The sequence below is a fragment of the Streptomyces sp. HSW2009 genome (assembly GCF_040240285.1).
Classification (GTDB): Bacteria; Actinomycetota; Actinomycetes; order Streptomycetales; family Streptomycetaceae; genus Streptomyces.
In genome coordinates, this window is record NZ_JBEHZD010000192.1 from 1 (window position 1) to 12919 (window position 12919).

8 protein-coding genes are annotated in these 12919 nt (G+C 72.7%); 3 read left to right on the top strand and 5 right to left on the bottom strand.

What is annotated here, in order from left to right:
* Both AAHZ94_RS16305 and AAHZ94_RS16310 read right to left on the bottom strand, forming a co-directional pair.
* Positions 1–383, bottom strand: a 383-nt coding sequence (locus AAHZ94_RS16305; protein ID WP_349993610.1) for a glycerophosphodiester phosphodiesterase, incomplete at its 3' end; no start/stop codon positions are given.
* Positions 384–638: 255 nt separating this feature from the next.
* Positions 639–1661 (bottom strand): adenosine deaminase, encoded by a 1023-nt coding sequence (locus AAHZ94_RS16310; RefSeq protein WP_349993611.1) that lies wholly within the window; start codon positions 1659–1661, stop codon positions 639–641.
* A gap of 538 nt (positions 1662–2199) precedes the next feature.
* On the opposite strand from AAHZ94_RS16310, the gene AAHZ94_RS16315 reads away from it, so the two are divergent.
* Complete coding sequence (locus AAHZ94_RS16315) at positions 2200–2757, top strand: DUF4190 domain-containing protein (protein WP_349993612.1); 558 nt, start codon at positions 2200–2202, stop codon at positions 2755–2757.
* A gap of 609 nt (positions 2758–3366) precedes the next feature.
* Here AAHZ94_RS16315 and ybiA read toward each other — a convergent pair.
* The 3 genes from ybiA to gabT form a co-directional block, all read right to left on the bottom strand.
* Positions 3367–3960: a riboflavin biosynthesis intermediates N-glycosidase gene (gene ybiA / locus AAHZ94_RS16320; RefSeq protein WP_349993613.1), complete on the bottom strand. Its 594-nt coding sequence runs from the start codon at positions 3958–3960 to the stop codon at positions 3367–3369.
* Between the two features lie 596 nt (positions 3961–4556).
* On the bottom strand, positions 4557–5429 hold the full coding sequence (locus AAHZ94_RS16325) for a phosphatase PAP2 family protein (RefSeq protein ID WP_349993614.1): 873 nt from the start codon (positions 5427–5429) through the stop codon (positions 4557–4559).
* 686 nt (positions 5430–6115) lie between these two features.
* Positions 6116–7465, bottom strand: a complete 1350-nt coding sequence (gene gabT / locus AAHZ94_RS16330; protein ID WP_349993615.1) for a 4-aminobutyrate--2-oxoglutarate transaminase — start codon at positions 7463–7465, stop codon at positions 6116–6118.
* Positions 7466–8293: 828 nt separating this feature from the next.
* Between gabT and AAHZ94_RS16335 the strand changes: the two genes are divergently transcribed.
* Together AAHZ94_RS16335 and AAHZ94_RS16340 are read left to right on the top strand one after the other, a co-directional pair.
* Entirely contained in the window at positions 8294–10471 is a 2178-nt protein-coding gene (locus AAHZ94_RS16335; RefSeq protein WP_502964691.1) for an ATP-binding protein, read from the top strand.
* A gap of 181 nt (positions 10472–10652) precedes the next feature.
* A complete protein-coding gene (locus AAHZ94_RS16340) occupies positions 10653–12494 on the top strand; it encodes a PucR family transcriptional regulator ligand-binding domain-containing protein (protein WP_349993617.1) in 1842 nt (613 codons plus the stop codon).
* Positions 12495–12919: the final 425 nt, after the last annotated feature.

Here is a 12919-nt window from a genome sequence, read left to right on the forward strand (position 1 = left end):
GCCTCCCGCACCGTGGCCAAGGTCGCGGGCACCGCGGACGCCGCGGGTAGGTCGATCATGGTGCGCACCGTCCGGCCGCCCCCGGCCGTCGCGTCGAGTGCGGCGTGCAACGTGGGCACCCCGCCGCCCGTGACCGCCCCGGCCTCGGCGGCCGTGAGGTCGGCCAGTGGCCGGTCGTGGCCCCACAGCCGCTTCAGCGAAGCGTCGTGCAGCAGGACCGGCACCCCGTCGCGCGTGATGCGTACGTCGATCTCCACCGCGTCCGCGTCTGCGTGCAGCGCGGAACGGATCGAAGCGAGAGTGTTCTCGCGCTGCTCGTAGGGGTTGCCACGGTGGGCGACGGCGGTGAAGTTGCTGACCGGGCGTGCGGTTCTGGTGAACATGCGCCCCATTCTTGCCGTGGCGCACTCGGATGCGCTCCGTCGCGCGCCGCGCCACTATGCGTCGCGGCGCGCGCCTGGGCCGGAAACCTGGTTGTCCGCCTCAAGAGCACGCCACTTGCCAGCGTGCTGCTGCTCGGCCCCCGTCGGTACGGGGCCGAGCCTACGGGGCGCCGGGCCGCGCGCCCCGGAGCGAAAAGGCCCCCACCCCACGGTGCCGAATGCAGACGGCCCCGCGCGTTGGCCGTGTCGTACGCGCTACGCCAGGTGTGCGGCCGTGTACGCGTCGATCTCGGCCGTGAGCCCGGTCTTGCCCGTGGTGTCGAGGAAGGAAGCCGCCACGGCGTTCTTGGCCAGTTCGGCCACGCCCCGGGCGTCGAGGCCCAGCAGACGCGCGGCCACCGCGTACTCCTGGTTGAGGTCGGTGCCGAACATGGGCGGGTCATCGGAGTTGATCGTGACCAGGACTCCGGCCGCCACCATCTGCTTGATCGGGTGCTCCTCCAGCGTTGCCACGGCGCGCGTCGCGATGTTGGAGGTGGGGCACACCTCCAGCGGGATCTGGTGCTCCGCCAGGTGCTGCAAGAGCTTCGGGTCCTGCGTACTGGAGGTGCCGTGACCGATGCGCTCCGCGCGGAGCTCGGTCAGCGCGTCCCAGATGGTCTGCGGCCCCGTGGTCTCGCCGGCGTGCGGCACGCTGTGCAGTCCCGCCGCGATCGCCCGGTCGAAGTACGGTTTGAACTGGGGCCGGGGCACGCCGATCTCAGGACCCCCGAGGCCGAAGCTGATCAGACCGTCGGGCTGGAGATCGAGGGCGACGCGCGCCGTCTCCTCGGCGGACTCAAGACCGGCCTCGCCGGGGATGTCGAAGCACCAACGGAGCGAGACGCCCAGCTCCGTCTCGGCCCCCTTGCGCGCGTCCTCGATGGCCTCTACGAAGGCAACGTCAGCTATGCCGCGCCGGATGGAGCTGTACGGGGTGACGGTCAGTTCGGCGTACCGGATGTTCTGGCGGGCCATGTCCCGGGCGATCTCGTACGTCAACAGCCGCACGTCCTCGGCGTCGCGGATCAGGCCGACGACCGAGAGGTACACATCGATGAAGTGCGCGAAGTCGCGGAAGGTGAAGAACTTAGCGAGCGCCGCCGGGTCCTGCGGAACTCCGGAGTCCGGGTGGCGCGCGGCGAGTTCGGCGACGATACGGGGCGAGGCGGAGCCCACGTGGTGCACGTGCAGCTCAGCCTTCGGCAGTCCGGCGATGAAGGTGGTCAGATCGGACAACAGAACCTCCTGGGGACGGGCCCGGTACGGGGCACGCTTGGATCATCGTAGGGCTGGGGTACGGGCCCCGTAGTCGACGGCCGTACCCTCAGCCCGCACGAGGGCCAGATCTCTGACGGGGAGCGACATGTCCGACCGACCTGATCAATTTGATCAACCTGTCCAGCCCGACGAGACCGCTCGGGAGGGCCGGACTGACCACCCCACCCCGGCCGAGCCTGCCGGCGCGCCCACGCCTGGGCCGGACGAAGCCGGGACGGAGCCGGGAGACGGTGCCACGCGCGCGATGGGCGCCGGCGGCCCCCACCCGCCGCAGAGCGGCACCGTTGGCGCGGAGCACACGGACAGTACGGACAGCGGTGTGACGGAATCGCCGACTGGACAGGCCGCTGGTGCGCCTCCCGGGGCGCCGCCGGCACAGAGTCCTGCTGCGCCGGGCCCCCCGGCTCTGTACGGGCAGGCCCCTGTGGGTAGCCCGCCGCCTGCGGCATGGGCACCACCTGGTGCCCCGGGTGCCAGCGTGGTGCCTCCGCCGCCCATGGCCCCGACCGGCCCGGGAACGCCGAGCGCTTACCAGTACGCCGCCGCCCCGTACGGCCAACCAGGTGCCACACACCACCCATACGGAGCCGGCTACCCGGGTTACGCCGCCGGCCCGCCGGCCCCGGGGCCTGGCTATGGCTATGGCTACGGCTACGGCTACCAGGCGCCGTACGGCGCGGCATGGGGTCAGGGCACCCGCTGGCCCGACAACGCGCAGGGAACAGCGAGCCTGGTGCTGGGCATCGCCGGACTGGTGCTCTGCTTCAGCATCGTCTTCGGCATCATCTGCGGCATCCTGGCGATCGTCTTCGGCGCCCTCGCACGGGGCAAGGCGCGGCGCGGCGAGGCGAACAACGGCAACTCGGCGCTGGCCGGCCTCATCATCGGCATCGTCGCCTGTGTCGCCAGCGTGGTCATGATCTTCGTCTACGTCGCCATCGGCGCGGACGACCCTGACGGAGACGACCCCGACGACACGTACGGCAGTACCGACGTACGGGCTGTCTCGTCGCTGACGACGGAGCGGGGCGAGATACCCGGTGTGGGCGCGTAGCGGCTGTACTCGGACGGCCAAACGCCCTGGCGACGATGATCCGCCCATGTGCTGACGGACCTGGGCGGCCTGGCTCGGCCAGTGAGTGCCGCCGCAGACGTGGGGCCCGCCCGTATCGGAGTGGGCGCGCACCTCGGCACCGCCGTGCTGCGTCACGACATTGCTCTGCGGGCCCCGGCCCCGCAGACTCACGCTCCGTGCTCCGTGCTCCGTGCTCCGTGCTCCGTGCTCCGTGCTCCGTGCTCCGTGCTCCGTGCTCCGTGGTTCCTCGCGCGCACGCGTGGGGGTGTGGGGTTCTCTGAGTGCTGGCTCTGGCCCGGCGGCGCGGGTGACGGGGCGGCAACCCTCCGGGCGCCGCTGGCCAGCACGGAGCGGCAGCTACGCTCCGTGCTGATGCCCAAGAGCGGTGAGGGTGGGCTGTTCCGTCCAGCAGGCGTCGTCACCGCGCTCCGTACAGGGCGGAACGCCAAGTCCGCGCGGACTCGGCGATTCAATGCACCCGCCCGCAGGTCTCGCTCCGTTCGCCGTACGGCCCATCTCGTGGGTCAGACCTCGTGGGCCATCCTGCTGCCCCTCATGGGTGCCCTGCACGCCCTGCCGCGCGCGTGCCTACGCGAGTCGGTGGCGTGCCTCCATCAGGGCGAAGCCGAGGAGGTTGAGGCCGCGCCACTCGGTCGGGTTCGCGGCGCGGTCGTCGTCGGCGGAGAGGCCGATGCCCCAGATGCGGTCCACGGGGCTTGCCTCCACGAGCACGCGGCTACCGGTGGCCAGCAAGTAATCGAGTAGTGCCGGGTGTTGCCCGAACTTTTCGGCGTTGCCCCGTACGACGAGTTCGAATCGCCGTTCCTGCCACAGCTTGTCGTCGAACCCGCGGACCGAGCGCCCCAGTTCCTTGGCCTGACCCGGGTGGGAAGCGGCGATGATGCGGCGCTCCGTCTCGGTGTCGTCGAACAGCCGGGCCTTGCCGGCCATCATCCAGTGCTCGGCCGTCGCATAGGTGACCTGTTCGACGGTGAACGGAGCGGGCCACCACTGGCTGAAGCAGGCGGCGCTGAGCGCTCCGTCCCGGCGCGGCTCGTGGCCCCAGAAGTGGACGTACTTGAATCGCTCGCCCCGTGCCAGACGCTCGATCAGCTCGGTCACGCTCCGCGGCCCACCGTTGCGCGCGGGCACCGTGCCGGAGGCGTTCTCTCTTGCTTCCATCGGGGGATTGTCCCAACTGCTCCCGCGGGTCTCGCGGACACCCCACGGGGCGCCCAGGCCGAGTTGGGGTCGGTGGTCGTGGCGCCGTTTCACCCCCTGCTGTCGCCCCCCATCCACCTGGGGCTGACCGCCGGCGCGCAGCAGTCGATGAGCATGTGACGGGCTTCACTACTAACTAGTAGCTGTCTTTGGAGTAAGGAACAGGTGGCGGCGCTGTCTCCCCCCGTGAACCGCACGCGATGCGGACACCACAGGGCGGGAGAGGCGAGTGGGATGGGCGACACGGGGGCGACGAGTGCACTGCAATGGCTGGCATCGGCGGCACCTGACGCGGGGGCCTGCCTCGCGGACTGGTCACGGCACCCGCTGGGGGTGACGTTGTTGCCCGCCGGACGGCTGTGGGACGTGTTGATCATGCCGGGGGAGTTGGGCAGCCGCACGCACGAGGTGCTGGGCCAGTACGAGCCCTATCCGGGCCCCGTACTGGCCGACTTCCGTGACGCGCAGGTGGGGTTCTTCGTACCACCGGGCACCTCTGCGGAGTGGCTGGCCACAGGCGTACGGGGCGTGGGACGGGGCGGCTGGATCGTGGTGCCCTACCCGGGACGGTCAACGGGGGGCGTGCGGTGGCTCAGCCCACCGGACGGGTCGGGTGCCCTCGTCGACCCGGTGGTGTTGGAATGGGCCATGCACGAGGCGGCTGCGGGACTTGGGGCACCGTCGGACGGAGGAACCTGACGGGCGAGGGCGCGGTGCGCGGACCAGACGACGCCGCGCACCAGCACCACGGACAGGCACCAACTGGCCAGCACGTCAGCCGGCCAGTGGTAGCCACGGCGGACCAGGCCCAGGCCGACCGCCAGGTTCAACACCACCATTGCCGCCGTGGCCCACCGCCAGACCCAGCGGCCGGGGCCACGGCCTGCCGTCTTCGCCGAAGCCACGGGCGTCGCGGGCGCTGCCGATGAGACGGCCAGGACGGCTGGGGCGGACGGGGCCTCGGGCGGCGGGCTGAGGCGGAGCGCGGTGTGTGCGAAGACGGTGAGGACGAGCGCCGCGCCGTAGCCGACGGCGGCGGTGGCCGCGTGACCGGAAGGGAAGTAGCCGCTGCCGTCGGCCAGCGGGGCCCCTGCTGGTCCGGGACGTCCCAGCCATGCCTTCAACGGCGCGACGACCGCCGGTACGGCGGCCCGGGCGAGTGCGGCGGAGAGCGGGGGCAACCACCACAGACGGAGCCGAACCCGGGGCCCGCAACGCGACGCGTACACCACCGCCACCAGGACGACCGGGACGACGGCTGCGACCCCGCCGAGGTCGGCACAGAGTTCAGCGATACGGCTGACGAAAGCCGAGGGCGTGCGTTCGGATGGCAGCGCCCCCGGGCGCGCCACGGAGCGGCCCAGACGCTCGTCCAGCGCGCGCACGCCACCATCGGCAGCCACTTGCCAGGTGAGGAGGGAAAACAGCAACGCCGCACCGATGAGGAGCCATCGGTGCGTGCGGCGAAGGAGGGGCAGCCCCGGAACAAGGGGGGTGGTTCCGAGGCTGCCAACGCGATCGGGGCGCCGCACGCCCCGGGGGGTATGGGGCGGGCGGCCATCCGATCGGTGAGGAGATCCAGAGCCAGAGACTCCAGGGGTGTGCGCCGAAGCGCGGCCGGAACGGGACTGGGGATGCACCGGCCCGGCACCGTCCGCGGTCTCCCGCGGCCGGGGTGTTTCTCTCATCTGCGGGAACCGTACGTCAGGCGGGGCGCGCCGGATAGCTGGATCACTTGCTCGACATTGCCCCCGCACATCTTCTTCACGACGTGCGTGTGTGGCTCCGTAGCGCGTGGTGCGCCCATGAATCCGCTCCGTTTCCGCCCCGTGGCAGCCGTCGGTCTCCCATTGTCCCCGTCGCTGTGGACGGGGCGGGACGGCGCCGGGTACGGGGGCGCGGAGGCCGCCCATACGGCCGGCTCCAGCGGGCCGCTCTGCCCGTTGCCGGCCCCGTCCGCCGCCTTCCGCATCTGCCCACCGGGCCCCGTCGGCCGCCTGGTGTCGGTCCGGAACGGCGCGGCCGGCCCCGCACGGTGCGCTTCGGGGCGCAAGGCGGGGCCGGCCACGCGCCGGGGTGGCGCGACGGGGCGGGAGCACGGTGCTCCGTCACCCGGTCACAGCCGGGCGAAGGACTCCTCCAGGATGTCGAGCCCCTCGTTGAGCAGGTCCTCGCCGATCACCAGCGGCGGCAGGAAGCGCAGGACGTTGCCGTACGTACCGCAGGTGAGGACCACCAGACCGGCCGCGTGGCATGCCTTGGCAAGTGCGCCGGTGGCGGCGGGGTTCGGGTCCTTGGAACCGGGCTGCACCAGTTCGATCGCGATCATCGCGCCGCGTCCGCGGACGTCGCCGATGATGTCGAACTTTTCCTGGAGCGCGTGCAGGCGCCCCTTCATGACCTCCTCGATGCGCCGCGCCTTCGCGTTGAGGTCCTGCTCGCGCATGGTCTCGATGGCGCCGAGAGCCGCCGCGCACGCCACCGGGTTGCCGCCGTAGGTGCCGCCGAGGCCGCCGCTGTGCGCGGCGTCCATGATCTCGGCGCGACCGGTCACGGCGGCCAGCGGCAGACCGCCGGCGATGCCCTTGGCGGTGGTGATCAGGTCGGGCACGATGCCCTCGTCCTCGCAGGCGAACCACTGCCCCGTGCGGCAGAAGCCGGACTGGATCTCGTCCGCGACGAACACGATGCCGTTGGCGTTCGCAAACTCGACGATCTTCGGCAGGAAGCCCTTCGCCGGTTCGATGAACCCGCCCTCGCCGAGGACCGGCTCGATGACGATGGCCGCGACGTTCTCCGCCCCGACCTGCTTACTGATCATGTCGATGGCCTGCGCGGCGGCTTCCTCGGCGCAGTTCTCCGCACCGGTCAGCCAGCGGTAGGGGTAGGCCACCGGAACGCGGTAGACCTCGGGCGCGAACGGGCCGAAGGAGTGCTTGTACGGCATGTTCTTGGCGGTCAGCGCCATGGTGAGGTTGGTGCGCCCGTGATAGCCGTGGTCGAAGACGACGACCGCCTGGCGCTTGGTGTAGGCACGGGCGATCTTCACCGCGTTCTCGACGGCCTCTGCGCCGGAATTGAACAGCGCGGACTTCTTCGCGTGGTCACCCGGGGTGAGCGCCGCGAGCTCTTCGCACACAGCGACGTAGCCCTCGTACGGCGTCACCATGAAACAGGTGTGGGTGAAGTCGGCGAGTTGCGCAGCGGCGCGCCGGACGACCGCCTCGGCGCTGGCGCCCACCGAGGTGACGGCGATACCGGAGCCGAAGTCGATCAGCCGGTTGCCGTCCACGTCCTCGATGACCCCGCCACCGGCGCGGGCGGCGAAGACGGGCAGCACGGTGCCCACGCCGCCGGCGACCGCCGCTCCCTTGCGGGCCAACAGCTCCTGGGACTTCGGACCGGGGATGGCGGTGACGAGGCGGCGCTCCTGGGGGAGGGCGGGGCCTCCGGACAGTTCGGTCATGTGGGGCTCCAGGGGGTACGCAGGGATGACGGCGGCTTTACTTCGCAGGCTAGGGGCGGCGCCCCGACCCCGGCATGTTCCGATCGGGAGAAGTGGGCGTGTTGCGTTGTCCGCGACGGACATAGCGTGGAGCCCGGACATAGCGGAGCGAACGGCATGCCGCCACACGGGGCCGCGGGGCGACGGCGCTGGGGCCACTAGATTGAGGGGCCGTAAGGCGACGGACGGCGCGGGCGGGCAGTACGTGGGGCGGGATTCGTCGCGACGGTGGACGGAGCGCGTGACCACGACATGGGCGTTCGGCCGTCGGCGGTACGGCCGTACGCACCGTAGCCAGGACGCGGGGCCACGGCGAGGGCCCCGTGCGCAGTACGGCCCGGGTGTGGCCCGGCGTGCCGCAGCGGGTAGTTGAGTGTGAGCAGCCGGTAGGTCAGCACAGGGGGCAAGGGGCAGCGGATGGACACCGAGGGCAGCTACGACGCGCGGGGCACGCGACCCGAGGCCGTGCCGCATCCGACGGTTGATCGGGCACGGCAGCCGCTGCCGCCTGCCGCACCGGCCGGCCCCGCGGACGCGGCGCCCCAGGTGTGGCCGCCGCTGCCCCCGGAGACACCGGCACCGGGCCACCCGGCGCCCGCGGTGCAGCCCGCGCCACCGCCCCCGGCGGCTGCCCCGTACACCGCGCCGCCCGTCGCCCCAGCGCCCGGGGCGGGCTGGACGACGGAGGCGCCGGGGCAGGCGGGGCGGGCGCAGGGGGCTGGAGTGTGGGTGGCTGGTGTGCCCGAGGCCCCCGGGGCTGGGGTTGGACCGGCGACAGCCGGGGGCGGGATGCCCGCGCCGCCAGTCGCGCCGCCTTCGGGCCTGTCACACGGAGCGGCTGGGGCTCCGCCGACGGTGCCGCCGCTGCACGGAGGGCGGCCAACGGCTGGCTCGTACGGGGCCATGCCGGCTGCCTCACGCCCGGCAGTTCCGCCGGCGCCCCCTGGCGCGCCGCAGCAGCAGTCCTTCCTGGAGTGGCTCCGCACCCCGCGGCGGGTCACGGAGCCGGGCATCTGGGCTTTTGGGCATCGGCCTCGGCCGGCGGAGGAGCCGGATCGGATTCCCACCCCTCGACTGGTGGGCGGAGCCGTGATTGCCGCTCTGTGTGCCTGGCTGCTGTGGTCCTTGTTGTACTACGGCTACCTTGGCGGCTACTGGTATTGGCCGTTGTACTTGCTGACGCCTGATTCTTGGTACTCGGATGGATTTACTTTTTCGCCCGGTTGGTGGGCCCTGTACATCTATGAAGCGATCGCGTTGTGCGTCGTTTTGTTCCTATTCGGCCGAGTAGGCCACTGGCCCGAACTGGCCCGCCGACTCCTCGCCCCCGTGGCCCGCCGCCTGCGTGAGCAACAAGCCGACCCCTCGCGCCCACCGGCCGATCCCACGGTCGACCCCGCGCAGTGGCCCGAGCTTCGAGAGGCCGGGGCCCAGAGCGCTGCCGACCGGCTCGCCCAGGACGCACAGGCCGGCCTGATGAACGATGTGGATCACGCGCGCCTCACCCAGGCGTGGCGCTCCGTACGGGCCCATCCGGGCCGGTTGCCGGCCTTCACCGACACGGTGCTGCGGCACGGTGCCGCAGCGTGTGCGCACCCCTCGGGCGCGCGGAACCTCCCCACCCGGGGCGCGCGCCACGACCTCCTCACCCGGCAGGTCCGGTTGGGCACCGCGGCCGACGACCCGCGCAACCCGTACCAGCACCGGGGTGTCGGACTGGCCGTCGACCCCGGGGTGTTGGGTACGTCGCTGCTCGCGGTCGGGCCGGCGGGTTCGGGTAAGACGGTGCGGCTGGTCAGCCCGGTTGTGGAGACGCTCTGTCTACAGGCGCTGGCCGGGCAGGCCGCCGTGGTGGCCGTCGGCGCCGCCGGCGCCGGGCTGGGGCCGGACCATGCGTTCGACGTGGTCGTCAAGATCGGCCGGCCCGACTCGGCGTACGACCTCGACCTGTACGGCGGCGCCACCGACGCCGACGAGGCGGGCGGCATCCTGGCCGAGGCCCTGCTCGGCGACCTGGCCCTCACCTTGCCCGGCGGCGAGAGCCAGCGTGCGAGCACCGCGATCGCGCAGTTGCTCGGCCCCTTCCGGGCGGCCCACGGCCGGTTCCCCTCCGTGCCCGAACTCCGCGAGCTCCTGGAGGGCTCCGCACCGGCCTGGCTGGCGCTGCGCAAGGTCCTGGAGGCGACCGGCCAGCAGGCTCACGCGCGCGAGCTGGACGTGCGCGAACGCCAAGCCACGCGCGCGGGCGACATCGGGGCCGTGCTCGCCGAACGACTCGCGCTTCTGGACCGCCCCGCCTTCGCCGACTTCTTCCGCACCGACGGGGCCAGCCGTCCCTTCTCGCTGCGCTGCCTGGACCATCCGCTGCGGGTACGGATCGACCTGCCGGAGCGGGGGTACGCGGAGGCGTCCCGGCTGCTGGCCCGGCTGGTCCTGGCGCAGTTCGCGGAGGGCGCCGTCAGCCGCACGGACCGTTCGCTCTTCGCCTGTCTGGTGCTCGACGACGCCTCGTACACCATTACCCCGGAGGCGTTGCGCGCCCTGCAACGTCTGCGTTCCGCGAATGCGGGCGCCGTCCTCACGCTCCGTACCCTGGACGACGTGCCCGAGGGCCTGCGCAGCGCGCTGCTCGGCGCCGTGGGTTGTCGGATGGCGTACGCCGGCCTGACGACCTGGGACGGGGCCCACTTCGCCGAGGTGTGGGGCAAGGAGTGGGTCCAGACGCAGGACTTCACGGACCGGCAGATCATCGCGGACGAGCCGTTCACCAAGGTGCTGCACTTCATCCGGCGCGTCGCCACCGGCAAGGCCGTCACCACCCAGGCGGTCACCACACGCACCGTGGAACGCGAACGCTGGTCGGCCTCCGAGCTGGCCAACTCTGTACCACCCGGCCACGCCGTGCTGTCCCTGACCTCCGTACGGGGCGCCAGCGCCCCACCCGTACTCGTCAACCTGCGCACCTGACCAGCGGGCCCGCAGACCAGAGCGGGGGCGCGGGTGGCGAACTGCGCGCCCGCCCCCTACCTCACGTGGGATACCTGTGCTTTCCGCCATTGAGGCAGAATCGGAAAGAGCCGTTCGTACGGGACGGCGCACTCTTCGCGTCCGTCGAAGCGAAGCCGTCCGAAGCCGCAACGAAGGTGCCATGCCTCCCACGCTCGCCTCACTCGTCCACCACTCCACGCTGAAGCTGACCGTGCTGGCGGGCGGGGACCGGCTGGACGTGCCCGTGCGGTGGGCGCACGTCAGCGAGTTGCCGGACCCGGTGCCGTACATGGACGGTGGCGAACTGCTGCTGATCACCGCCATGCAGTTGGACGCCGAGGACCCGGACGCCATGCGCCGCTACGTACGGCGCCTCGTCGACGCCGGGGTCGTCGGCCTCGGCTTCGCTGTCGGCGTCAACTACGAACAGGTACCGGCGGCACTCGTCCAGGCCGCCAGTGAGGCCGGGCTGCCGCTGTTGGGCGTGCCGCCCCGTACCCCGTTCATCGCGATCAGCAAGGCCGTCTCGGCCGCCATCGCCGCCGATCAGTACCGCGCCGTCACCGCAGGGTTCGAGGCACAGCGCGAACTCACCCGCGCCGCCATCGGAGCCGAGGGGCCCACGGAGCTCCTGGCCAGGCTCGCTGCCCACCTGGACGGCTGGGCCGCCCTGTACGACGTGTCCGGAGCACTGATCGGCTCTGCGCCCGACTGGGCCGCGCGCCGGGCGGCGCGGCTCACCGGTGATGTCGAGCGGCTGCGCGGGCGGCCGGCGCCGGCCAGCGCCGTCGTGGGGGCCACGGAGGCGGACGGGGAGGAGGCGACCGACCGGGTCGAACTCCAGACGCTGGGCATCGGGCGCCGCACGCGGGGCGTCCTGGCCGTGGGCACCGCGGCGCCGCTGGGTACGGCGGAGCGCTATGCGGTGCACTCCGCCGTCGCCCTGCTGACCCTCACCACCGAGCGCTCCCGCGCGCTGCGCGACGCCGAACAGCGGCTCGGTGCTGCGGTCCTGCGCATGTTGCTCGCGGGCGAACCCGACCACGCGCGCGCCGTGGCCGGGCAACTGTACGGGGGGTTGCTCGACGCCCCGTTCCGGATGCTCGTCGCGGAAGCCCTCCCCGCCGGCCCGCACACGGCGCCGGCCACGCCCCGCGGGCAGGAACCGCATGCGCCCCCCGTGCCGCACCCGGCGGCCCTCCCCACGGCCCCGGATACCGACGGCACGGAGCCCAGAGCCCTGCCCCGTGGGGCGGCGCCCTCCGGCCCCGTGCCACCCGCCGCCGCCCCCGCGTACGCGGCCCCGCGTACGCCACCGCCCGGCTCCGCGCCGACGGCCTCGGGCGGTGCGGTGGCCGCGGTGTCCGCCGAACCGTTGGGCTCCTTGGCGGACGCCGTCGAGGCAGCCTGTGTCCGTACGGGGGAGGCGGTGCTGATCGTCCCGGACGGCGCGCGGCTCATCGTGCTCGCCTCCGACGGCGGCGCCGCGGTGCGGGCATGTGCGGAGTACGCCGAGACCACCGAGGCACACCGCGGTGGCACGGCGCGCCCCCGCCCGCGCGAGGCCGCCGACATCGACGACGGCGTCGTCATCGGCCTCTCCGCTCCCGCCGGCCCCATCGCCGCCTCCGCCGCCTACCGACAGGCCGAACAGGCCCTCTCAGTGGCGCGCCGCCGTGGCCGGGTCCTCGTCGAGCACGAGCAGGTCGCCGCGGGCTCGGTCCTGCCGCTGTTGGCTGACGACGCGGTACGGGCGTTCGCCGACGGCCTGTTGCGCGCCCTGTACGAGCACGACGCGACGGGGCGGGGCGACCTCGTGGCGAGCCTGCGGGCCTGGCTGTCCCGGCACGGCCAGTGGGACGCCGCCGCAGCCGAACTCGGCGTGCACCGCCACACCCTCCGCTACCGCATGCGCAGGGTCGAAGAGATCCTCGGTCGCTCACTGGACGACCCCGACGTCCGCATGGAGCTGTGGCTCGCCCTGAAGGCTACGGGCGCGTAGCGCCGGTCCGGCGCTCAGGCGTGGCACGTGTGCGCGGTCTTCGCGCCTGCGCCGGCGGTTTGGGGCGGCTGGGCTCTGCCAAGCAGTGCGGCGCTGTTTCCTGCCATTCCTCCCGCTCCCCGTTGCCCCTCGCCGGGCCCTGAGTTCCGCTCGATTGCTGCGCCGTAGCGTGCTGTGCTCGGTGTCGCGTTGACGTGGGTCCGCCTGTGCAGGCCGGGCGGGGAGAACGGATCGGGTGACGGGCGCCGGGGCATGACGTGCCAGGACCGCACTCGCCCCCTGCCGTCCTCCGTACCCCCGCCCCGCGTTCATGGACTTCCGCCCGCTCCGTAACCCTCAGCAGGCTGTCCCCGTTGCTCCGTGCTCCGTGCTCCGTGCTCCGTGCTCCGTGCTCCGTGCTCCGTGCTCCGTGCTCCGTGCTCCGT

Excerpts from the sequence above, each read along its gene's own strand:
- AAHZ94_RS16335 (WP_502964691.1), top strand. The coding sequence starts at position 8,294 with ATGCCCGCGCCGCCAGTCGCGCCGCCTTCGGGCCTGTCACACGGAGCG.
- AAHZ94_RS16315 (WP_349993612.1), top strand. The coding sequence starts at position 2,200 with ATGGCCCCGACCGGCCCGGGAACGCCGAGCGCTTACCAGTACGCCGCC.
- AAHZ94_RS16340 (WP_349993617.1), top strand. The coding sequence starts at position 10,653 with ATGCCTCCCACGCTCGCCTCACTCGTCCACCACTCCACGCTGAAGCTG.
- gabT (WP_349993615.1), bottom strand. The coding sequence starts at position 7,465 with ATGACCGAACTGTCCGGAGGCCCCGCCCTCCCCCAGGAGCGCCGCCTC.
- ybiA (WP_349993613.1), bottom strand. The coding sequence starts at position 3,960 with ATGGAAGCAAGAGAGAACGCCTCCGGCACGGTGCCCGCGCGCAACGGT.